The 22945-nt window shown below is 25.8% G+C and carries 31 protein-coding genes; 30 read left to right on the top strand and 1 reads right to left on the bottom strand.

Going from position 1 to position 22945, the window contains the following annotated elements; translation table 11 throughout:
• The first annotated feature begins 9 nt into the window (after window positions 1-9).
• The 13 genes from spoVE to ACH36K_RS12455 all read left to right on the top strand — a co-directional run bounded on the left by spoVE (window position 10) and on the right by ACH36K_RS12455 (window position 9503).
• A complete protein-coding gene (gene spoVE / locus ACH36K_RS12515) occupies window positions 10-1128 on the top strand; it encodes a stage V sporulation protein E (protein WP_411167952.1) in 1119 nt (372 codons plus the stop codon).
• Window positions 1129-1313: 185 nt separating this feature from the next.
• Window positions 1314-2063, top strand: coding sequence for a cell division protein FtsQ/DivIB (locus tag ACH36K_RS12510; RefSeq protein WP_411167951.1), 750 nt, complete (start codon window positions 1314-1316; stop codon window positions 2061-2063).
• Between the two features lie 16 nt (window positions 2064-2079).
• Window positions 2080-2799, top strand: coding sequence for a DUF881 domain-containing protein (locus ACH36K_RS12505; RefSeq protein WP_411167950.1), 720 nt, complete (start codon window positions 2080-2082; stop codon window positions 2797-2799).
• A gap of 15 nt (window positions 2800-2814) precedes the next feature.
• Window positions 2815-3165 (top strand): small basic family protein, encoded by a 351-nt coding sequence (locus ACH36K_RS12500; RefSeq protein WP_411167949.1) that lies wholly within the window; start codon window positions 2815-2817, stop codon window positions 3163-3165.
• Window positions 3166-3900: a DUF881 domain-containing protein gene (locus ACH36K_RS12495; protein ID WP_411167948.1), complete on the top strand. Its 735-nt coding sequence runs from the start codon at window positions 3166-3168 to the stop codon at window positions 3898-3900.
• Window positions 3901-3993: 93 nt separating this feature from the next.
• Window positions 3994-4671 (top strand): YggS family pyridoxal phosphate-dependent enzyme, encoded by a 678-nt coding sequence (locus ACH36K_RS12490; protein ID WP_411167947.1) that lies wholly within the window; start codon window positions 3994-3996, stop codon window positions 4669-4671.
• The gene (locus ACH36K_RS12485; RefSeq protein ID WP_411167946.1) at window positions 4664-5113 is read left to right on the top strand and encodes a cell division protein SepF; all 450 of its coding nucleotides are present in this window, start codon (window positions 4664-4666) and stop codon (window positions 5111-5113) included. The genes ACH36K_RS12490 and ACH36K_RS12485 overlap by 8 nt, the downstream gene beginning before the upstream one ends.
• A gap of 6 nt (window positions 5114-5119) precedes the next feature.
• Window positions 5120-5374, top strand: coding sequence for a YggT family protein (locus tag ACH36K_RS12480; RefSeq protein ID WP_411170699.1), 255 nt, complete (start codon window positions 5120-5122; stop codon window positions 5372-5374).
• Window positions 5374-6144, top strand: coding sequence for an RNA-binding protein (locus ACH36K_RS12475; protein ID WP_411167945.1), 771 nt, complete (start codon window positions 5374-5376; stop codon window positions 6142-6144). The genes ACH36K_RS12480 and ACH36K_RS12475 overlap by 1 nt, the downstream gene beginning before the upstream one ends.
• A 15-nt stretch (window positions 6145-6159) precedes the next feature.
• Window positions 6160-6753: a DivIVA domain-containing protein gene (locus tag ACH36K_RS12470; protein ID WP_411167944.1), complete on the top strand. Its 594-nt coding sequence runs from the start codon at window positions 6160-6162 to the stop codon at window positions 6751-6753.
• A 118-nt stretch (window positions 6754-6871) separates the two neighbouring features.
• Window positions 6872-7786, top strand: coding sequence for an RluA family pseudouridine synthase (locus tag ACH36K_RS12465; RefSeq protein WP_411167943.1), 915 nt, complete (start codon window positions 6872-6874; stop codon window positions 7784-7786).
• Between the two features lie 11 nt (window positions 7787-7797).
• On the top strand, window positions 7798-8334 hold the full coding sequence (pyrR, locus tag ACH36K_RS12460) for a bifunctional pyr operon transcriptional regulator/uracil phosphoribosyltransferase PyrR (RefSeq protein ID WP_411167942.1): 537 nt from the start codon (window positions 7798-7800) through the stop codon (window positions 8332-8334).
• A gap of 11 nt (window positions 8335-8345) precedes the next feature.
• A complete protein-coding gene (locus tag ACH36K_RS12455; protein ID WP_411167941.1) occupies window positions 8346-9503 on the top strand; it encodes a class I SAM-dependent RNA methyltransferase in 1158 nt (385 codons plus the stop codon).
• 53 nt (window positions 9504-9556) lie between these two features.
• On the opposite strand, the gene ACH36K_RS12450 is transcribed toward ACH36K_RS12455, so the two are convergent.
• Entirely contained in the window at window positions 9557-11302 is a 1746-nt protein-coding gene (locus ACH36K_RS12450) for an NFACT family protein (RefSeq protein WP_411167940.1), read from the bottom strand.
• 279 nt (window positions 11303-11581) lie between these two features.
• Here ACH36K_RS12450 and ACH36K_RS12445 point away from each other — a divergent pair, with 279 nt between their 5' ends.
• The 17 genes from ACH36K_RS12445 to spoIIIAE all read left to right on the top strand — a co-directional run bounded on the left by ACH36K_RS12445 (window position 11582) and on the right by spoIIIAE (window position 22945).
• Window positions 11582-12568 (top strand): hypothetical protein, encoded by a 987-nt coding sequence (locus tag ACH36K_RS12445; RefSeq protein ID WP_411167939.1) that lies wholly within the window; start codon window positions 11582-11584, stop codon window positions 12566-12568.
• 189 nt (window positions 12569-12757) lie between these two features.
• Window positions 12758-14146 (top strand): GspE/PulE family protein, encoded by a 1389-nt coding sequence (locus ACH36K_RS12440; RefSeq protein WP_411167938.1) that lies wholly within the window; start codon window positions 12758-12760, stop codon window positions 14144-14146.
• Complete coding sequence (locus ACH36K_RS12435; RefSeq protein ID WP_411167937.1) at window positions 14121-15173, top strand: type II secretion system F family protein; 1053 nt, start codon at window positions 14121-14123, stop codon at window positions 15171-15173. The genes ACH36K_RS12440 and ACH36K_RS12435 overlap by 26 nt, the downstream gene beginning before the upstream one ends.
• Complete coding sequence (locus ACH36K_RS12430; protein ID WP_411167936.1) at window positions 15174-15635, top strand: type II secretion system protein; 462 nt, start codon at window positions 15174-15176, stop codon at window positions 15633-15635.
• Window positions 15632-16069, top strand: coding sequence for a type II secretion system protein (locus ACH36K_RS12425; protein WP_411167935.1), 438 nt, complete (start codon window positions 15632-15634; stop codon window positions 16067-16069). Before ACH36K_RS12430 ends, ACH36K_RS12425 begins: the two co-directional genes overlap by 4 nt.
• Entirely contained in the window at window positions 16029-16544 is a 516-nt protein-coding gene (locus ACH36K_RS12420; RefSeq protein ID WP_411167934.1) for a prepilin-type cleavage/methylation domain-containing protein, read from the top strand. Before ACH36K_RS12425 ends, ACH36K_RS12420 begins: the two co-directional genes overlap by 41 nt.
• Complete coding sequence (locus tag ACH36K_RS12415; RefSeq protein WP_411167933.1) at window positions 16535-16978, top strand: hypothetical protein; 444 nt, start codon at window positions 16535-16537, stop codon at window positions 16976-16978. Before ACH36K_RS12420 ends, ACH36K_RS12415 begins: the two co-directional genes overlap by 10 nt.
• 11 nt (window positions 16979-16989) lie before the next feature.
• Window positions 16990-17604: a hypothetical protein gene (locus tag ACH36K_RS12410; RefSeq protein ID WP_411167932.1), complete on the top strand. Its 615-nt coding sequence runs from the start codon at window positions 16990-16992 to the stop codon at window positions 17602-17604.
• Window positions 17582-17980: a hypothetical protein gene (locus ACH36K_RS12405; protein WP_411167931.1), complete on the top strand. Its 399-nt coding sequence runs from the start codon at window positions 17582-17584 to the stop codon at window positions 17978-17980. Before ACH36K_RS12410 ends, ACH36K_RS12405 begins: the two co-directional genes overlap by 23 nt.
• Complete coding sequence (locus tag ACH36K_RS12400) at window positions 17977-18345, top strand: hypothetical protein (RefSeq protein ID WP_411167930.1); 369 nt, start codon at window positions 17977-17979, stop codon at window positions 18343-18345. The genes ACH36K_RS12405 and ACH36K_RS12400 overlap by 4 nt, the downstream gene beginning before the upstream one ends.
• Window positions 18346-18501: 156 nt before the next feature.
• On the top strand, window positions 18502-19059 hold the full coding sequence (gene efp, locus ACH36K_RS12395; RefSeq protein WP_411167929.1) for an elongation factor P: 558 nt from the start codon (window positions 18502-18504) through the stop codon (window positions 19057-19059).
• 95 nt (window positions 19060-19154) lie between these two features.
• Window positions 19155-19517 carry a CD1247 N-terminal domain-containing protein gene (locus ACH36K_RS12390; protein WP_411167928.1) on the top strand — a complete coding sequence of 121 codons (363 nt, stop codon included), beginning with the start codon at window positions 19155-19157 and terminating at the stop codon, window positions 19515-19517.
• Between the two features lie 154 nt (window positions 19518-19671).
• On the top strand, window positions 19672-20595 hold the full coding sequence (gene spoIIIAA, locus ACH36K_RS12385) for a stage III sporulation protein AA (RefSeq protein ID WP_411167927.1): 924 nt from the start codon (window positions 19672-19674) through the stop codon (window positions 20593-20595).
• Entirely contained in the window at window positions 20583-21101 is a 519-nt protein-coding gene (gene spoIIIAB / locus ACH36K_RS12380; RefSeq protein WP_411167926.1) for a stage III sporulation protein SpoIIIAB, read from the top strand. Before spoIIIAA ends, spoIIIAB begins: the two co-directional genes overlap by 13 nt.
• 14 nt (window positions 21102-21115) lie before the next feature.
• Complete coding sequence (spoIIIAC, locus tag ACH36K_RS12375; protein ID WP_411167925.1) at window positions 21116-21313, top strand: stage III sporulation protein AC; 198 nt, start codon at window positions 21116-21118, stop codon at window positions 21311-21313.
• Window positions 21314-21321: 8 nt separating this feature from the next.
• The gene (gene spoIIIAD / locus ACH36K_RS12370; protein WP_411167924.1) at window positions 21322-21705 is read left to right on the top strand and encodes a stage III sporulation protein AD; all 384 of its coding nucleotides are present in this window, start codon (window positions 21322-21324) and stop codon (window positions 21703-21705) included.
• A 10-nt stretch (window positions 21706-21715) separates the two neighbouring features.
• On the top strand, window positions 21716-22945 hold the full coding sequence (gene spoIIIAE, locus ACH36K_RS12365) for a stage III sporulation protein AE (protein WP_411170698.1): 1230 nt from the start codon (window positions 21716-21718) through the stop codon (window positions 22943-22945).

Here is a 22945-nt window from a genome sequence, read left to right as displayed (position 1 = left end):
GGAGCTTTTATGAGAGAAAAAAAGTCCAGTGTAAGAGTGGGCGAAATTGACTATGGTATATTTTATGCTGTTATATTTTTACTAGCAATAGGAGTAATTATGATATACTCAGCAAGTTCATACTATGCTATGTTTAAAGAGGGAGATAGCATGGTATATTTAAAAAAACAATTAATTTGGGCAATAACTGGGTTAGTAGCGATGGGGGTTATGGTTACTTTCGATTATCATAAGTTAAAAAAAATTACTCCACATCTTTTGATAATAACTGTTCCATTATTAGTAGCCGTATTTTTCTTTCCAGCAGTAAATGGAGCAAAGAGGTGGATTCAGTTAGGACCATTATCATTTCAACCTTCGGAACTTACTAAGTATGTAGTAGTTTTATTTTTAGCTATGAGTTTAGATTTAAAGGGAGATGGGGTGAAAAAATTTTGGTCAGGAATAGTACCCTATCTAGGTGTATCAGGGTTCTTCTCAGCTATGATATTAGCAGAAAAGAACCTGAGTATAGCAGCAATTATTATGATTGTTACTTTTATAATGCTTTTCGTTGCAGGCGGACGAATTAAAGATTTGTTTGGTAAGGTTGCACCAGTGTTATTAGTAGCAGTTATGGTATTCATATTTGGGGAAGATTATAGAAGGGCTAGAATGCTGAATTTCCTAAATCCATGGAAAGATCCAGCTGGAGATGGATATCAATTAATTCAATCTTTTTATGCACTAGGAGCTGGAGGAGTAACTGGATTAGGACTTGGTCAATCTAGACAAAAAACTTTATATATGCCTGAGCCACATAATGATTTTATATTTTCCATAATAGGAGAAGAACTTGGGTTAATTGGATGCCTTTTTATTATTGCACTTTTTGTATTCTTTGTATGGAGAGGAATAAAGGTAGCAATGAAAGCAAAAGATACTTATGGAACACTATTAGCAATAGGAATAACTTCAATAATTGCAGTTCAAGCTATTATTAATATTGCAGTTGTAACAGGGTCTATGCCTGTAACAGGAGTTCCAATGCCATTCATAAGCTATGGAGGTACATCATTAGTAATTAATATGATGGCAATGGGAATACTTTTAAACATATCAAGACAAACACAAGGGAAAGAGTTATAAATTTTATTAAAAAGAGTGGGTTTTTCTTTATTATTCACTCTTTTTTCTTTGTAAAATTTTAAGATATATATTTTTAAAATAAATTATTATAAAAAATTTAAATTTAGTAAAAATAATAATGAAAAAATACCCATAAAGTGATATTATTATAGTATATAATTATATTATGTAAAAGTAGGAGAATTATGAATAACAAAACAAATCAATTTATAAGAAAAAAGAAGAGAAAAAAAGTATTAAAGAAATTAATTTTAGGGGTATTTGTTTTTATAATAGGAATAATAATATTTGTATATAAATCTCCAGTATTTAATTTGAAAAAAATAACTATAAGTGGATTAGTTACCTTAACTGATGAAAGCCTACAAGAAAAATTAAAATATAATATAGGTCAAAATATATTTACTATAGATTATAAGGAGATGGAAAAAGAATTAAAAGAAAATCCATATATAAATGAAGTGAAAATAACTAAAAAAGGAATAAATAATTTGAATATAAATGTAAATGAAAATAAGATTGCATTTTATTTTGATGATGGAAATAAAATAAAAGTTATAAACAATAATGGAATTATTGTTGAGGAATTAGTTAGTTTAGAAGATAGAAAATTAGTAAAACTTATAGGAATGGATATATCAGATAAAACTATAGGAAATAAAGTTTCTGAGGAGAGTAATTTTTCAGATACATTAGATAAATTTTATAAAATAGTTGAGGCTATGCCAGATGAATATGTTTTTTCTCAAATAGATGTTGAAGACTTAAATAACATAATATGTTATATCGGAAATATAAAAATAATGATTGGAGACAGCAATGACTTAGTAGATAAAATGAACTTATCACTTAATGCTATAGAACAAGGCGTTATTTCAAAAGGATATATAGATATGAGTTTTGATGGTCTACCAGTTATAAAGCAAGAAAATTAGAGAAGGGGGAAGCTATATGAAGCGAGCTACATCACAAATATTTGTTGCTATTGTATGTGCACTTTTAGGATTTTTGCTAGCACATCAATTTAAGTTACTTAACGAAAAAAACAAAATCAATACAGCTACTCAAAATTTAGATATAATTGCAGAACTAGATGACTTAAAAAAGCAAAAAGAAGAATTATTAAAGTCAAACAATAGTTTGTCAGAGGAGTTAAAGAAGCTAGAAGAAACAGCAGCTAAAGAAGGTGTTGTTGAAGCAGAAATAAAAAAGCAATTGGATAATTCTAGAATGAATCTGGGATTAGTGGATGTAAAGGGACCTGGAATAGTTATAACTATAACACCAAAAACTGATATATTTGGTTCTAGTAATACTGGTAATTCCAGAAGTATAAGTGAAGATGAAATAGTACATATAGTTAATACTTTAAGATATGCTAGAGCTGAAGCTATATCAGTAAATGATCTTAGAGTAACTCCTCAAAGTGGAATAAAGGTTTCTGGTGATGGAATTTGGATAGGTACAGCAGGTAGAATCAATCCAAAAGACAAAATAGTTATAAAGGCTATAGGTGATAATAAAGCATTAAGTGTAGAAGTTAATTTTATAGGAGTATTAGACTATGGATCATTGCCAAACTACAATGTTGAAGTAAAAGAAAGTGATGAAATAATAATAAATAAAACAACACAATCTTTAAAAACTGAATTTATTAAACCTGTAAATTAGTTAGGGGGGATTTTTATGATAGCATTTATAGGACTTTTAATAGGCATACTTTTAGGATTATTATTAGATATAAATATACCAAATACTTTATCTCCCTATATGTCTGTTGCAATATTAGCATGTTTAGATTCTGTGTTTGGAGCTGTAAGGGCATCATTATCAAAAAACTTTAAAGCAGATATTTTTATTTCAGGTTTCTTTGGAAATGCAATATTAGCAGCAGGTTTAGCCTATTTAGGAGATAAACTTGGGATACCAGTATATATAGCAGCTGTTATAGTCTTTGGAGGTAGAATATTTGATAACTTTGCAGTTATAAGAAGATTATTAATTGAAAAGCTAAAGTCTCATAAACGAGGTGATTAAATGAAAAATTTGAAAGGGAAAATTTTTATTTTAATAGCTTCAATTATAACAGGGATTCTTATAATGATTAATATAGACTTAAATAAAACTAGTTATAATATATCTCTGAATGCAGTTGAATATAAAAAAGCCTTGGAAGAAAGAAATAAGCTATACAAGGAAATAGAAAGTATAAAAAGTGAAAACATAGATTATAGATATAAAATAAGTAAATATGAAGGTAATGATCCAGAAAAAAATAAAAAACTTGTAGAGGATATGAAAAGCCAGTTATTTGATTATGGAAAATTAAGTGGAGTTACTGCAGTAAAAGGACCTGGATTAGTTATAAAAGTACAAGATGGAGATATAGATAAAGTATTAGATACAGAACGTGATATAATGAGAAAAATATTTCACCAAGAGGATATGGCATTAATAATAAATGAAGCTAGAAAAGCAGGTGCAGAGGCTATAGCTGTAAATAATCATAGAGTTTTGCCTAATACAGGGGCAAGTTGTAATTCGGCGTTTATAGGGTTTGAAGATTATTCAAGGGAATATGGACCATTTTATATATATATGATAGGTGATCCAGAGAAAATGAAAGCTTCATTATTATCTGAAAATAGTCATATACAAAAATTGATCTTAAGAAAGATTAAAGTTGATATAGAGCAAAAAGATGAAATGATTATTCCAGCAACGAGTCAAAATACTGAAGCAATGTTTATGCAAAGGTATGAAGGAAAATAAAATTTTATTAAAAAAAATTTTAAAATTGAAGGAATTTAAGTTTTTTTGAAGAATATTTACATTGTATAAATAACTTCTTTAGGAGGAAATATCTTGATTATAGAAGAAAATATAACTAAAATCAAAAGTACTTTACCTAAAGATGTCACATTAGTAGCAGTTTCGAAAACTAAACCTATAGAAGATATAGAAATAGCATACAGAACTGGTCAAAGAGACTTTGGAGAAAATAAAGTTCAAGAACTTATTAATAAAGAAGAACTCCTTGGAAAAGATATAAGATGGCATTTTATAGGTAGTTTGCAAACTAATAAAGTTAAGTATTTAGTTGGGAAAGTTCATTTGATACATTCCTTATCAAGCATTAAGTTGTTAAAAAAGATAGAAAGTGAATTTTCTAATAAAAATTGCATAGCTAATCTTTTAATACAGATAAATATTGGAAGAGAAGACAGTAAAAGTGGGATTTTTGAAGAAGAACTAAATGACTTAATAAATGAAATAGAGCTATGTAATAATTGTAAAATAAAAGGATTAATGGCCATAATTCCAAAAGGAAATGATAATAAAAATAAATATTATTTTGAAAAAATGAAAAGTATATATGATGAATTAAGTAAGAATTCATATAAAAACATTTCTATGGAGATTCTATCTATGGGAATGACAAATGATTATAAGATAGCAATTGAAGAAGGAGCCAACTTAATAAGAGTTGGTGAAGGAATATTTGGTAAAAGAAATACGTTAGGAGGAGTAAAGAATGGGTAATATGTTTGGAAAATTTAAAGAAATAATTGGGCTAGGTGAGTATGAGGATGATTTTGAAGAATTAGAAGATGTAGAAGTTGAAGAAGAAATACAAGAAGAAATAGAACCAATTATATCAAAACAAAAAGGCAATAAAGTAGTTAATATTCATACTTCATCAACAGCGAAGGTAATGGTAACTAAACCAACTAATTATGATGATGCTAGAGAAATTGCTGATGCTATAAAAGCAAGAAAAATAGTTTTAGTAAATGCTACTACTTTAGAAACAAAGGTAGCTCAAAGATTAGTAGATTTTATAAGTGGATCTTGCTATGTTTTAGGTGCTACACTACAAGAAATAGAGCAAAGAGTTTACTTACTGTCGCCTTCTAATGTAGAAGTTACTAACGAATTAAAAAATGAATTAAGTTCAAAGGCTTTATTTAATTGGAATAAATAGGGGGAGATTTATATAGGAATAATATTTACAGCAATAAAGTTATTATCTAGAGTTCTAGAAATAACTATTATTATGGAAGCCTTTATGTCTATTTTACCAAATGTTAGGCAAAGTTCTTTTTATGAATTAATTACATCATTCAATAACCCTATATTAAAACCCTTTAGGATTTTACAAGAGAAAGTTATAGGTAACAGTATGCTTGACTTTTCACCTTTATTTGCAATTATATTATTGTCAACTATTAGGATGTATCTTTAATGTTAAAAAAAGAAACTATACTTAAAAGTTTTACTGATGATGATGTGAAAGAGGCTATAAAAATATATGAAAAGTATAAGTTAGCTTATGAAAGAGATATAACTATTTTTAGCAATAGTTTTTATTCACCTAATATTTGGAGCTTTTTTGAGAAAAATTGTAATACTAATACTTTTTTAGTTAAAAGTAATGGTTTTTTTGAAGAATCTGAAAGAAGAATGATATCTTTTAATAATAATTATAATATTGAATATCCAATTAAAATTTTAGAAGTTATTAATAAATCAAATTTTTCAACTTTAGAGCATAGAGATTATTTAGGGGCTGTGTTGTCTCTGGGAATTGATAGAAATAAGTTGGGAGATATATTAGTTAGAGAAGATAAGGCATATTTACCGGTTTTAGAAGAAATATCTGATTATATATTAAATAATCTTATTTCAATAGGAAAATCTCCTGTGGAAATAAAAATAATAGAGAATATAGATGATATTCCATCTGTAAAGTTTGAAGAAATAATTATAAATATTTCTTCATTAAGGGCAGATAGCATTGTTGCAAAAATTGCTAATTTATCTAGGGCAAAAGCTATTGAGCTTATAGATAGTGGTAAAGTTTTAATAAATTATGTTAAAGCAAAAGATAAAAGTCAAGACATTTTGAAAGATACTAGAATTACAATTAGAGGAATTGGAAAGTTTATTGTTGGAGATGTTATTGGCGGAACTAGAAGTGGTAAACAGAGAGTTATAATAAAAAAATATATATAATGTAGAGGTGATTTTATGAAGCTTACTCCAATGGATATAAGTAATAAAGAATTTAAAAAGGGATTTAGAGGATATGATAGTGAAGAGGTTGATGAATTTATAAATGAAATTATAGAGAACTATGAAGAGCTTTATAAAGAAAATTCAAGATTAAAAGAAAATTTATCTAGAGTTAATGAAAAATTAGAGCATTATGTAAAAATAGAAAATACTATTCAAAATACATTATTGTTAGCACAAAATGCAGCTGAACAAGCTAGAGAAACATCTCAAAGAGAATCAGATCTAATAATAAAAAATGCTAATGATGTAGCTCAAAAGGTTTTAGATAAAGCCCATAATGATGTAATTGAAATAAATGATGAATATGAGAAAGTTAAGCAAGAATTTATTAAGTTTAGAGCTAAATTTAGAAACTTTATGAATGCACAAACTCAAACTTTTGATGAATTAGAAAGAGATTTAACTAAAAATTATAGCGTTTCTGAACCTTTAGAAGAAGTAGCTAGTGAAAGAAGTATAGAATTATCAAGTAAGAACATAGAAGAAATAGAAGAAGTTTATACTGAAGATATGGACGAGATAAAAAGCTTTTTCGCTAAAAATTAATACATAAAATCCGTTTAATACGGATTTTTTATTTTTAATAAATACTTAGCTATTGAGTGCAAGGTTTTAATGTATTATAATGTGTTAAGAATTATAAAGAAAGTGGAGATTCATATCAATGGATGAATTATTATTTAAAATAACTGAAGAGAACAATATAGGAGCAAGAATAGATAAGTATTTGTCTAATATGATAGAAGGAAAGTCTAGATCATTTATACAAGGATTGATAGATTCGTGTTCAGTATTAGTAAATGGTAAATATGTAAAAAGTAATTATAAATTAAGAGAAAAAGATGAGATTACCGTAATCATGCCAGAGCCTATAGAACTTGATGTAGTTCCAGAAGATATAGCTCTTAATATAGTCTATGAAGATGAGGATGTAATAGTTTTAAATAAGGCACAGGGGATGGTTGTACATCCTGCACCTGGAAATTATAGTGGTACATTAGTAAATGGATTGCTATTTCATTGTAAAGATTTATCTGGAATAAACGGAGTTATAAGGCCAGGAATAGTACATAGGATAGATAAAGATACATCAGGAATATTAGTCATAGCTAAAAATGATGAGTCTCATAATAAGCTAGCAGAGCAATTTAAAGATCATACAATTAAAAGAGAGTATTATGCTTTAGTAGAAGGAAAGTTTAGTAAATTAGAAGGTACTGTAGATAAGCCTATCGGGAGAAATAAAAAAGATAGATTAAAAATGGCTATTGTTGAGGATGGAAAAAGAGCTGTAACGCACTATAATGTTTTAGAACAGTACAACAATGGAACATCTTTAGTAAAATGTACTTTAGAAACTGGAAGAACACATCAAATAAGAGTTCATATGGCATCTATAGGTCATCCTTTAGTTGGAGATCCTCTTTATGGGAATAAAAAACAAAAGTTTAAGCTAGAAGGTCAAGTATTACATGCAAAAACATTAGGATTTATTCATCCAAGAACTAATGAATATATAGAATTTAATTCAGACTTACCTAAATATTATTTAGAACTATTAGAGAATATAAGAAGATAGAGGTGTATTTAATGAAGTTAAAAGCAAATTTATTAGATGATAAAGGGATTAAAAGAACTTTAATAAGAATATCACATGAAATAATTGAAAAAAATAAAGGTGTTGAAAATATAGTTTTAGTAGGGATTAAAAGAAGAGGTTATCCTTTAGCGAATAGAATTGCAAAAAATATTGAAAATATAGAAGGGGTAAAAGTACCAGTAGGATATGTTGATATAACTTTGTATAGAGATGATATAACAGAAATAAAGGATAGCCCAAGAGTAAATAATATTGATTTAGGTGTAGACGTTATTGGTAAAAAAGTAATATTAGTAGATGACGTTTTATATACATGTAGAACTGTAAGAGCAGCAATTGATGCGATAATTGATTCAGGTAGACCACAACAAATACAACTTGCAGTTTTAATAGATAGAGGTCATAAGGAGCTACCTATAAGAGCTGATTATGTTGGAAAAAACATACCTACATCAAAAAGTGAAATAATAGGGGTTGAAATAGAAGAAATTGATGGAGTAGACTCAGTAAAAATATTCGAAGGATAAAGGAGAGTAATATGGAATATAATTTAATTGCCACCACTACCTTTGGGCTAGAAGGCATTACAGCTAAAGAGTTAAAAGCATTGGGTTATGAAGACTTAAAAACAGAAAATGGTAAAGTTTATTTTACTGGTGATGAAATGGATATAGCTATCGCTAATGTTCATTTAAGAACTGCAGATAGAGTTTTAATAAATATGGCAGAGTTTGAAGCTAAGAGTTTTGAGGAATTGTTTCAAGGTACAAAGAATGTTAAATGGAGTGATATAATTCCTAAAGATGGGATTATGCATGTAAATGGTAAGTCTGTTAAATCTACATTACATAGTGTTCCGGATTGTCAATCTATAGTAAAAAAAGCTATAGTCGATAGCATGGCTAATTCTTATGGAATAAGTCAATTTGAAGAAAATGGTTCCTTATATAAGATTGAAGTATCAATTTTAAAGGATGTTGTCACATTAACTATAGATACTTCAGGGCCAGGGTTACATAAAAGAGGGTATAGAGAAGAAGCAGGAGCAGCACCACTTAAAGAAACTTTAGCAGCTGCAATGGTACTTATATCAAGATGGAAAGAAGATTTTGTTTTAGTGGATCCATTTTGTGGTTCAGGTACTATTCTTATAGAGGCAGCTATGATTATGCAAAATATTGCACCTGGAATGTGTAGAAGCTTTACATGTGAAACTTGGCCTACAATAGATTCTGATATTTTTGAACAAGTTAGAGAAGGTGCAGAGAGAGCGATAAAAAATAAGGATATAAAACTTATTGGATATGATATAGATGGAAGAATACTTAAGGTTGCAAGAAGTAATGCTGAAAAGGCAGGAGTTTCAAAGTACATTGAATTCCAAAGAAGAGACTTTAAGGATTTTTCAAATAGCAGTAGATATGGATTTATAGTTTCTAATCCTCCATATGGAGAAAGATTAGGAGAAAAGAAAGAAGTAGAACAGCTATATAAAACTTTTGGAAGTTTTAAAAAGAAGTTTTTCAATTGGGATTATAATATTCTTACATCCTATGAAGGATTTGAAGGACCCTTTGGAAGAAAGTCAACTAAAAATAGAAAGTTATATAATGGTAAGCTAAAGTGCTATTACTACCAATATTTTGATAATGAACTTATAAAAAATAATGGAGATATGCTTATAAATCATATATAAAAAGTAGAAACCATATTTTGTGATTATACAATAATATGGTTTCTACTTTTTTATTATTTAATAATTTTATTATTTTCAATTTTTGAATTGCTATATAGTGATGGTTCAGTGTATAAAGTATAATTTGTATGATATATAACCATTCCTGGTTTAGAGCCATTAGGCTTTTTTAAGTTTTTTACTTTAGTATAGTCTACTGGAACCTTTGTAGAATTCTTTGCTTTACTATAATAAGCAGCAAGGATTCCAGCTTCCTCTAAAGCTATATCAGACGGATTATCACTACAAAGTATAACATGTGAACCAGGTATGTTTTTAGTATGAAGCCATATGTGATTTTTATTAGCAAACTTCAAGGTTAAATAATCATTTTGAATGTTATTTTTACCAATATAAATATCTATTCCATCAGAGGAAATTAAATGTATAGGCTTAGAGGATTTATCTTTTTTATTGTTTTTACCTGTATTTTTAAATTTTAAGTACCCAGTTTCAACTAATTCTTTTTTTATATCATCTATTTCTATATAGCTTTCACAATTTAAGATATTTGTCATAACTGAGTTTAAGTATAGGAGTTCCTCTTCATTTTTCTCTAGCTGCTCTAAAGCAGCTTCTTCAGATTTTTTTAGTTTATTATATTTTTTATATAAGGATTGTATATTTTCTGATGGTGTCTTATTTTCATCTAATTTTATAGTTACATATTCCTCGTTATCGCTATAAAAGTTTAATAATAATATTTCTTTTAATCCTTTTTTAATCATATATATATAAGAAGTTAATAAATCACCATTAATTTTATATTTTTCTTTTTCTTCACATTCTTTAAGTATATTTTTTAATTTCTTAGCCTTATTATTGCATCTATCTATATTATTTAAAATTAGTCTTTGTAAATCTACAGACCTATTTAATAATCTATCTTGTTTGTCTTTTACAGTAAAAAATTCATCAAGCAAAGAACTTGGATTATTGAAAGATAATGATGAATATATAGATTCTAAATTTTCTAACTCTACACAATGAAAATCTTTAAAAATATCCTTATCCATATAAATCTTAAATTTGAAATTATTTTCTAAATTTTTTATGAAGATTTTAAAGAAGTTAAAAATTAATTCCATATTTATGGTATTATTATCTTGTGAAATATTTTTATATATGCTTTTAGATAGAGATTTACCTATACCAGTAAATACATTTGAGAATATATTTTCATCAATAGTTACATTATTAGTATCTAAATATAGGTTTAAATCATCTATTGAGAAATTAAAGGGATTTAATTTGTTAGAGCTCGGAGGATATACATAATTTATACCAGGATATAAAACTCTATAGGTATTTATATCGGCAGAAATATGCTTAATACATTCCATAATTTTATTATCTCTTTCTCTAACAAGAGTTATATTGCTATGTCTTCCCATAATTTCAACTATTAAAATATATTTACTGTTAAATCCTAATTCATCTGTAGATTCTATGTGTAATTGAAGGATTCTATCTCCATTTAATTGGGAAATATCAGTTATTCTTCCTCCAATTAAATATTTTCTCATAACCATAGTAAACATAGGTGCTTGTAATGGGTTAGGTTTACTTATATTAGTTAAGTGAATTCTAGGGAATTTAGAAGAAGCTGAAATTAATAACTTAATATTTTGTCTATCTTTCCTTAGGGTTAAAATTACTTCATCTTTTTCTGGTTGATTAATTTTATCTATTTTACAATTTAATATTGATTTTTTTAAATCATATACTAAACTATATAAGTAGATACCATCCAAAGCCATAAGTATCATCCTTTCTTTGGTAATAAGATAAGGATAGTATAACATTTAATTAGTGTAATTATCAATGGTGGTTATAAAGCTAGAAATAAGAGTTTTTAAAGAAAATAAATTATAATCAGATATAATTTTGGAAATACTTAGATTATAATTAAATAAAGTTAGTGGATTTAACTTTATGAGGAAATTAATTAGTTAAAATAATAGATAATGAAATATATATAATTGAATCAACAGATTTTATTTGTAAAGTTGAATTATATTAATTAGAAGAGGTAAAAAATGAATAAAAAAAGAAGGAGAATAAATTTCCTTGTAAGTCTAATTTTATTAATAAGTATGTTTTTATATGGATGCAATGATAAGCAAGAAGAAGAGCAAAAAATAGATATAAAGAGCGGAGCTATAGCTTTGGAAAACTTAGGTGAGTACAAAATATATAATTTAACAAATGATAAATATGAAAAAATAGATACTGAATATTTAATTACAGCCTATGATTTGAAAAGTGGAAATTTTATTTATAATGAAAATGGGCAAAATAAAGTTAACTATTTAGGTAAAGAAGAGCTAATAGAAGAAGGAAAAACTGTAATATCACCTAAGTTATCTATAGGTGGAGATTATTTAGCTTACTTTATAAGAGAAGATTATTTAGAATTAAAATTAAAAGATTTATCAAAAAGTAAGGAAATACAAATAAATAGTAATGTATCAATTTCTGGAGAATTAATTGATTGGTTAGATGAAGATACATTAGTTTATTATGGAATAGATAATGATAAGAATAATGGAATATTTATTTATAATATTATAGATAAAGAAGAAAAACTTCTATATAAGCTTGATTTAGGATATGTAGAATTTTTAAAGGTTTTAGATAATGAAATAGTATTAGTTCAAGACAAGGGAGGAAAACAAAAGCTAGTAAAAGTTATAAATAAAAATGGAGAGGTTACAGAAACAATAAAAAATATTTCAGATGTTAGTGATATAGAATCAAATTCAGATGGTATATTTATTTTAGGAAAATTACAAGATAATAATTATTCCTTATATAAATATAAAGAAGGAGCTATAAAAAGATTAGTTTTTGATTTTCCTAAGTTTATAAATTTAGAAAAAGGACTTTCTAAAGATAAGGATGGTAATATAACTTTTAGTGGAGGAGAAGATCATAAACAGGAAAAGATATATAAATGTTCAGATGACGCTATTAGTATGGTTAATGGGGATTCTGGATCATATCATTTTATTAGATTCAGATAGAGATATTTATAAGTAAAATTATAAATATCTCTTTTTTTATCCAAGAAAATATATGAATTAAATATATTATAATTTTCTAAAATATTTAAACTAGCGTCTATTATAGAAGGTGTTTATAAAATATATTAAAATCTAAAAAAGTTGTATAAATTTTCCTTAATGGGACAATAATTTAAATGGTGATGTTATATGAATATTTTAGAGTTTGATATATCAAAAGTTGATATAAGTATATCTAGAAAGTTGAATAAAAATAAAGCTTTAGAAAATAAATCTTTGCCGATTATGGTTAAAGAGGATTCTATAATTACGTTAGCATCAAGGGACGAACTAAATAATAAAGATGAAATAGAATTTTTATTTTCAAAAAAGTTACAAGTACACAAAGTAAGTGAAGAGTTTATACAAGATCTTATTGAAAAAATATTTTTAGGAGAAAAAGAAAATCTATTTGAAGTTATATTAAACAAGGCAATAGAATTAAAATCTTCAGATATTCACTTTGAACCACAAAAAGAAGATATATTAATAAGATTTAGAGTTGATGGAGTTTTAATAGCAATAACTAAAATAAGAACTGAAGAATATCAAAAACTACTATCTAAAATAAAAGTTAGTGGAAATATGGATATAACTGAGAAAAGAAGGCCTCAAGATGGAAAAAGTTTTATAAAAATTAATGAAAAAAATTATGACTTAAGATTATCTACTATACCAATTACATATGGTGAAAAGCTGGTAATTAGAATACTATACGGAGAAATGTTTAATTACAATATAAAGAATCTAAATATGAATGAAAAGCAATCTTCAAAATTGAAAAAAATAATGTCTTTTAAAAATGGCTTGGCAATCATAAATGGACCAACTGGCAGTGGGAAATCTAGTACTCTTTATTGCATTTTACAAGAAATAAATAAAAAGGATATAAATATAACTACACTAGAAGATCCAGTAGAAGTAATAATAAGAGGAATTAACCAAGTAAGCTTAAATAGAAAAGCTAATATAACATTTTCTACTGGTCTTAGAAGTATATTGAGACAAGATCCTGATGTTCTTATGATTGGTGAAATAAGAGATGAAGAAACAGCAGCAATGGCAGTTACAGCATCTTTAACTGGGCATAAGGTATATTCTACTATTCACACTAAGACTCCTCAAGAAGTATACCTTAGACTTGAAGATATGGGGGTAAAGCCATATCTTATTAAGGATTCTTTAGTTGGAATAATATCACAAAGATTAATTAGAGTTCTTTGTAATAACTGTAAGGTGAAAGAAAAGAAAACTATTTTTAAAGGTACAGAAATAGTTAATTATAAAAGTGCTGGGTGTAATAATTGCAACTTTACAGGATATAAAGGAAGAAAAGCTGTTAGTTCAGTTGTTCTAATAGATAGTTTTATAAAAAAGATTGTTTCAAATATTTTCCAGGAAATGAAAGAACTAAGTAATGAAGAAATGGTAGATAATTTAAAAGATTTATTACTTAAAGGAGAGATATCTATTCGGGATTATAATAATTTTTTAATTGAAGAAGGTTTAGATTATGAAGAAAATAAAATCAGTATATAAGAAAGTAGACTACAATAGCTTATCCTTAATAGCAGGAAATATGGGAAGTTTACATGAAGAAGGTATTTCTCTTTTAGTTATGATGGATTTGTTAGTGGAGTTACCAATTAAAAGATATTATAAAGAAAGTATAAGAAAAATAAAGTTTTTTATTAAAGAAGGAAAATCCTTAGAGGAATGTTTTAGATATTTTTCCGAAATATACCCAGAATTATTTATAGGAATGATCTCAATAGGAGAAAAAAGTGGAAACTTATCACAAGTACTAAAAGGATTAGAAAAGCATTATAGCAATATGAAGTTTATTATATCGACAGCAAAAAATATATTAACATATCCAGTTATCTTATTATTATCTATTATCGTACTATTACTATTTATAGTTTTTATAATAATACCAAACCTTTATGATTTCTACGTTAATTTAAATGTTGAAATTCCTTTTATTTGTAAAAGTATTAATAATTTAATGAATTATGCAAAGGAAAATCCTATTATATTCTTGATATATTTAATTTCATGGGGAATATTAGCTCCATATATAATATTTAAGTTATTTATAAAAGGTGTAATTAAAAATTTATTTAGTAAATTTTTAATTGTAAAAGAGTTTCATGAGTTTATATTTATTTCTTTACTTACAATAATAATTAAAAGTGGAGTGAATATATCTAAAGGATTAGAATATTCAGCTTTAAGTTTTAAAAGTTCCATACTAAAAAAAAGATTTGTAAGTTTAAACAAGGGTATATTGTTAGGAAAAAGTATATCAGAAACCTTATCTGAAAGTGGAAGTTGCAGCAAATATACTATAGCTATTATAAAATTAGGTGAAGAAGGAGGAGCCATGGAAGAAAGGCTAAATTCTCTTTCAACATATTTAGAGAAAAAATTTCTAGGGGCTATGAATAAATATATATCATTTTTACAACCTGCTATGGTTTTGATAATGGGTGCTTTAGTTATAAACTTTATAATGATATTTATATTGCCTCTTTTTAATTCATTATTAGAAAGTGGTTTTTAAATGAAGAAGCGTGGATTTACATTAATAGAATTAATAGTAGTATTGTCAATAATGACTATTTTGTTCACTTTCTCTTATGGATTTATTAAATCTTTTAAGAACAGGGAAGAAAAGTTAACAATAGATAGCTCTGTTTATGAAGTTAAAGCTTTATTAAGTTATGGTAAAAGTTATTGTAGAAAAAATAAAGTTAGTGGAAAAGTAGTTATTGATAAAAATAGAAAGTATCTATCTTTTACTGTAAGCAATTCATATAATCCAATAACAAGAACTGTGAAAATGGATTCAGATATAGAAGTAGGTAGTAATTTTTCCTTAGGATATACGGAAATAAATGAAGAAGGGTTTATTAAAAACTCAGGAACAATAAAGCTTTCATACAAGGATAAAATCTTTAAAGAAATAAGAATTGGAGTTGGAAATGATATTATTGGAATAAATGAAGGTGATTTAATAGAATGATTAAGAGAAAAAGAAAGGGAAGCCTTTTACTTGAAGTAGTAATAAGTATTATGATTTTATTAATAGCAACTACCTTAGCACTTAAGCTTTCTTTAGCTGGAGCCAAGTCTTTTAATGAGAGAGGGGAAAAAGAGGAGGCTAATAGAATAGCATATGCTATAGAAAATGAAATTAAATATAATGTAAAAATAGCTAGTTTAATAGAAAAATTTAATAATAACACAACTATAAAGTATGAGTACACAAAAAACTTTTTAAATAATTTAACTAATACATCATTGTTAGATTTAAATTCAGGAAATGGTATAGAGATTAATAAGGTTTTATCAAGTAGCAATGATTCAATTATTAAGATAAAAGTTACTATTAAGAATAATAATAAGGAGATTCTATGTGAAAGGGAATTTATTAAGTCGGATTGGATGGATAAATAATAAAAAGAAAAAAAGAGGATTTACTTTGCTTGAAATCACTATAACTATTTCAATACAAATTATACTTATAGGTCTGTCCTATAGAACTGTACTTGTAGCTTGTAATAGTTATAAGACTTTAAAGGATAAAGCCATAAGGGAAGATGCTTTTGATGATGGATTATTAACCATTGATAGATTATTAAAAACAAAAATGATAAAAGATATTGAGATTAAAGAAGGTAATCTAAATCAAGAATGTGAAATAGTAATTAATATAAAAGAAAATCATAATGAAGATGGGTTAGTTCAAAAGAAAATAAAACTAGATAAGTTTAACCAGAAAATAGTTTTAGAGACATATAAAAATAATTACAAAAGAAGTACAAATGTAATTATGAGAGATGTTTCAGAATTTAATATAGTAAAAAAGAAAAAATTGTACTATTTAAAAATAAAAAATTCATATGGTGAGGAAAAGATACAATGCATATAAGATCATGTAGCAAAAGAGCATATGTTTTGCTAGAAAGTATGATTATACTTATGTTTATATCATTTATAGTTACACTTGCTTTAAAGGTTATACAAAGCAACTATTTAAAATCTAACAATTTTTATATATATGAGGAAACAAAAAGTTTAACATTGGTTGAAAGTGAATTATTATATTTAACTAATGATTTTATAAATAAAAATAAAGAGGAATATAGAAAGCTAATTAATGATGGGATTTTAGAAAAGAAAGAAAAAAAGATTTATTCAAATAGTAATTATAAAAACCTATCTGTTGTCTTTAATGGAAAAGATTATTTTATAATTGAGGAAAAGGAAAATGGTAGAAGGTTTATTGGATTGAAAGAAACAGCAAATCAGGAAAATATTATTTTGACACCTAACCATTATAAAACTAATTATATTGTGAAATAGGAGATATTTTTATGCAGTCAGTTGCTATTATGAAAAATATATATTTATATAAGGGAAATGAATACAATACTTTTAATATAGATACTTTAATAAAAAAATTAGGAAGAAAAAGAAATATTATAATACTTTCTGAACAATTATTTATAAAAAAATATGATATAGAAGAAAAAACTAATATAGAAAGGTTTATTGACAATAAAATATTAGAAGATTTTTCTAATAAAGATGATCTTCTTTTTCATTATGAATATGTTAAAAAGTATAATTGTGTATATTTGTACTCAATAAGATGTATTGGATTAAATAGATTTTATAGTAATATAGAAAGCTTAACAGTAAAGCCAATTCAATTTTTAATTAAAGATTTAATATTAAAAACAAAGAATAAATTTAAAAGCTTTATAGCTATATACAAGCTTAAAGAGTTATACTATGTAGTTGATATAAATGAAGAAATTATAATAAATTCCTATATTCTTAATAAAGAAGAAGAGGTTAAGGAAATAATACAAGAAATTAATAAAACAATAGTAATAGATAATAACTTAAAGAAGTTAGATCTAATAAAAGAAAGGGTTTATATTAATATAGGAGATAAAATAAATGAAAAATTATTTATTAAATAAAGATTTTATACCAATAGAATATATAAAACAAAGAAATGAAAAAATTAATAAAATAAATAAAAGATCAATATTAATTTTAATATTACTTAACATAATGATATTTCCAAGCTGTCTTAATAAATTAATGCCTAAGGAAGAGACTGTTAAAATAGATAAGGACTTAAATAAAGAAGTTGGAATAAAAGTAGATAATATAGAAAAATGTATAAATATTATAAATCCAGATATATTAAGTATGCAAATTCAAAATAATAAGGGTGTTATTGAAATTAAAACAAAAAACAAAATTTATGAAATAGAATCTACAGAAGAAATAAAAATTAATTCTATGACAAAAGGAGAAAAAGACACTTTTATATTAGGAGTAAATTTATGATGAAATTAAAATCATTTTACTTAAAAGTAATTTATTTTGTTGTTATTGTTATAACATTTATCCAAGTTAGTATCTTTATTTTTAGCAAAGAAAAATCTAATAAAGAGGAAATACAATGTATAACAGAAGTAAAAAATGTTAAATATATTAAGGATATAGAAAATGAGCTAAGTAGCATGAATAATTCCAGAATATTAAGTTATAATAAAAAAGAGAATGAGTGGAATATACGATGTATATTAAAAGGAAATAAGGAAGAAATAATAAGTAATTTAAAGAAAATAGATAATTATTATATACTTAATTATAATTTAAATTATAAGGAAAACAGCATAGAATTAGAAATGGAATTAATAAGTAAATAATGACAATATTTTTTATATCTTTTTATAAGTAATTGCATTTATTTGTGAATTTTGATAAAATATTTTTGTTATGTCATAAACATTGTTTAAGTTATGACTATTTAGTTAACACAGTGTTACACTAAGTATGGAATAAAGTTTTTGGAGGGATATTTAATGATATCAGCAGGAGATTTAAGAAAAGGTACTACTTTCGAGCATGAAGGACAAGTTTATACAGTAATAGAGTTCTTACATGTAAAGCCAGGTAAGGGTGCAGCTTTTGTAAGAACAAAGCTTAGAAATGTTATTTCAGGTGGTGTTACTGATACTACTTTTAACCCAACAGCTAAATTACAAGAAGCAGTAATTGAAAGAAAAGAAATGCAATACCTTTATTCAGATGGAGAACTATACTACTTCATGGATCAAGAAACTTTTGAACAAATCCCATTAAACTATGAAAAAGTGGAAGATGCTATAAAGTTTATAAAAGAAAATATGTTTGCTGTAATAAAGTTCTATAAAGGAGAAGCTTTCTCAGTAGAAGCTCCAAACTTTGTTGAATTACTAATAACTCAAGCAGATCCAGGAATCAAAGGAAATACTGCTACAAATGCAATGAAACCTGCTACATTAGAAACAGGAGCAGTTGTAAATGTTCCTATGTTCGTTAATGAAGGAGATGTAATTAGAGTAGACACTAGAACTAGTGAATACATGGAAAGAGTATAATAAAAAAAGCTAAGTTTTTACTTAGCTTTTTTATTATACATATATGTTATAATTTAAATAAGAGGATATATTTATATTTAAAAGGAAGTGAAGATGTGAAGGATATAAAAAATAAAATAGAAAATATCAAAACTAATATTGAAAATGTTAGTGATGATAAATATAAGAACCTCTTTAATAGTATTTCCTCAGTTTTAGATGATATGTTAAATGTAATTGAGGATATGAGTAACAGACAAGATTACTTAGAGGAAAATGTACAATATATAGATGAAGATCTTACAGGATTGCAAGATGAATTATTTCAAGAAGTTTCTATTGAAGACCTTATAGAAATGGATGATGAATATATAGAAATAAGCTGCAAAAATTGTGAAAAGCCTTTGTTTGTAGAGAAAGAATCTATAGATAATAATAAAGTTATACCATGTCCTTTCTGTAATAGAGATGCAATTTAGTTTTATAACAAGTTTTTATACCTATCAGTATTTAGCTGATAGGTATTTTTTTCTTTAATAATAAAAATATTTTACATATTTAATTATAAGTATGAATATTATTTGATAGAAAGAAATAAGTTTAAATATAACCTTAGAAAAGGAAGTGATAAAAGTGAGAAATGAGGAAGAAATTTTAAAGGTCTTACCTTTAAAAATAAGTAATGAACTTAGGGAAATATTACTAAAGGAGCCTGTACAAGAAATAAGAATAAAAGCTCATAAACCTATAATAGTTAATTTGGCATATAAAGAAATAATATTAAAATATGTAACTACAATTGATGATATAAAACAAATTTTAGTTAAAATATCAAATTATTCATTATATGCATATGAAGAAGAAATAAAGCAAGGATATATAACTATTAGAGGAGGACACAGAATAGGCATAGCTGGGGAATGTGTATTAGTAAATGGTGAAGTAAGAACTATAAGAAATATATCTTCTTTAAATATAAGAATATGTAGAGAGGTAATAGGATGTTCTAATGAAATAATGAAATACATAACTAAGGATGATAGAGTTTTTAATACATTGATAGTATCTCCACCTAAATGTGGTAAAACAACAATTTTAAGAGACATAGCAAAAAATATTTCATCAGGTATGCCAATTGTGAAGTTAAAAGGTAAAAAAGTTTCTGTTATAGATGAAAGAAGTGAAATAGCTGCTTGCTTTAATGGTGTACCACAATTAGATGTTGGAATTAGAAGTGATGTTTTAGATAATTGCTTAAAAAAAGATGGAATGATTATGTCTATAAGAAGTCTTTCACCTGACATACTTATTTGTGATGAAATTGGTACAGATGGAGATATAGAAGCTCTTCATATGGCGTTTAACTCTGGTGTAAACATAATAGTTACTATTCATGGATATAGTATAGAAGATATTTATAAAAGGAAAGTATTTAAGGATTTGTTGGAAAATTCAATATTAGATAGGATAGTGATTCTAAGTAATAGAAATGGAGTTGGAACAATAGAGCAAATATATTCAATAGAAGCGGAGGGGGATTTTAAATGCTTAAGATAACAGCTGTCGTAATTATTTTCTTATCTTGCACCTATATAGGGTTTTATTACGGTGAAAATTTTAAAAGGAGAAGCAAGCAACTTAATTCAATATTAAAATCAATTCTATTTTTAAATAATGAAGTAATATATGCAAATACTCCTTTGCCAGAAGCTTTAAAATATATTTCATTAAAGGTAGATCCTCCTATAAATGCTATTTTATCTAAAGTTTCAAATAAGCTCTTAATGGGAGAAAGCACAAGTGTATATGAAGCTTTTGAAAATGAATATAAAAATAATAGGTCAGAAATTTATATATATGAAGAAGATAGAAGAATAGTTAAAGATTTTCTAAGGTCATTAGGAGAAACAGGAGTTTATGGACAAGATAAATTATTTAACTTAACAATAGAAAATATGAAGTTAAACTGTAAAGCAGCAGAAGAATTAGCAAAAAAAAATATAAAAATGTATAGGGCTATAGGTGTATGCATAGGTGCTATGATTTCAATTTTTTTAATTTAATAGGAGGGTAATATATGCTAGATGTAAGTATTATATTTAAAATAGGGGCTATGGGTGTTCTAATTATAGTAATTGATAAAGTGTTGAAAGCTAGTGGAAAAGATGATATTGCAGTAATAACAAATATTGCAGGAATAGTTATAATTCTTATTACAGTAATAGGACTGATAAGTAATCTATTTAATGCTGTAAAGACTATGTTTATGTTATAGGTGCTATTATGGATATTATAAAGATAGTTGCCTTTGCTTTTGCAGCATTATTTATGTTTCTTCTATTTAAAGATAGAAGAAGTGATATATCAACACTAATTCTATTGTCAGCAGGTGCTATAATTTTTCTACTTATTATTACGCAGCTTAATGAAGTAATACATTTTATTAAGGAAATAGCAGACAAAGCCAATATTGATATGGTTTATATTGGAGTTGTTATAAAAATATTAGCTATAGCATATTTAGCAACTTTTTGCAGCGAGATATGTAAAGATGCAGGTGCTGGTAGCATAGCAAGTAAGGTTGAATTCTCTGCTAAAGTATTAATTTTAACATTAGCAATACCAATACTTATGGCTGTACTTCAATCAATTTTACAAATATTGTAGGTGTTTTATGTTGAAAAAATATATTTTTACAAAAAGATTTATATTAGTTATTAGCATGATTATTTTAACTTTTATAATTCTTCCAAGGAAAAGTGTTTTCGCTAATGATAAAAATATTAACAATATAAATATTAATAATGAATCAACTACAGAAGAGGTTTTATTAGATGATCAAAAGGTGAATAATCAGTTAGATTCCCTATATAACTATATAAATAATATGAAATCAGATATTGAAATAATGAACGATTTAGATCCAGTCGAATATATAAAAGGATATATAAAAAATGGAGAAGGAAATTTGTCATTTAAAACTATTAGTAATGCAGTTATAAGCTTTTTATTTAAAGAAGTAAAAACTGTACTAGCTTTATCGGTAAGTATAATAGTTATTGCAATAATATGCTCTTTACTTAAGAATTTACAATCAGCTTTTTCAAATGAAGGTTTATCTAATGTAGCATTTTTTGCATGTTACGCTCTATTAATAATAGTTCTATCTAAAAGCTTTATACTTTCTATAAATATAGCAGTTAATATAATAAATGAATTAACAAATTTTATGGCAGCTATACTACCAGTATTAGTCACAATGATTGCAACAATTGGTGGTTTTACACAAGCTGCAACAATGGATCCTATAGTTATAGGAGCTACACTAATTATTCCAAGAATATATATTAATATAATAATACCATTAATACTTATAACATTTGTTTTAGAATTTACTAATAATATTTCAACTGAAAATAAAATAAGTAATTTTTGCAAGTTAACAAAGCAAATTACTATATGGCTTCAGGGAATAATTTTAACTGTTTTTATAGGATTATTAACTGTTAGAGGAATTACATCATCAACTATAGATGCGGTTACATTAAAGACTGCAAAGTTTGCTATAGATAATTTTATTCCTATAGTGGGAAAGGCCTTTTCAGATGCAATAGCGTCAGTTGCAGGATATTCATTAATTATAAAAAATGCCATAAGTTCAGTTGGATTAATCATAATAATACTTATGATGCTGTACCCTATAATAAAGTTAGTTTTAATTTCATTTATCTATAAATTAACTGCAGCTTTAATAGAGCCAATAAGTGATAAAAGAATTACTAATTCAATTGCATCAGCAGGAGATTCTTTAATATTAATAATGTCTTGTGTATTATCAGTAAGCTTAATGTTTTTTGTGCTACTAGCAATTATGGCATCAGCAGGAAAATTTGTTATAGGAGGATAG

Origin of the sequence: Clostridium sp. MB05 (assembly GCF_046581255.1) — a bacterium.
Lineage (GTDB): Bacteria > Bacillota > Clostridia > Clostridiales > Clostridiaceae > Clostridium.
Note: the sequence above shows the minus strand (reverse complement) of the source record. Positions and strands in the feature narration are given on the sequence as shown.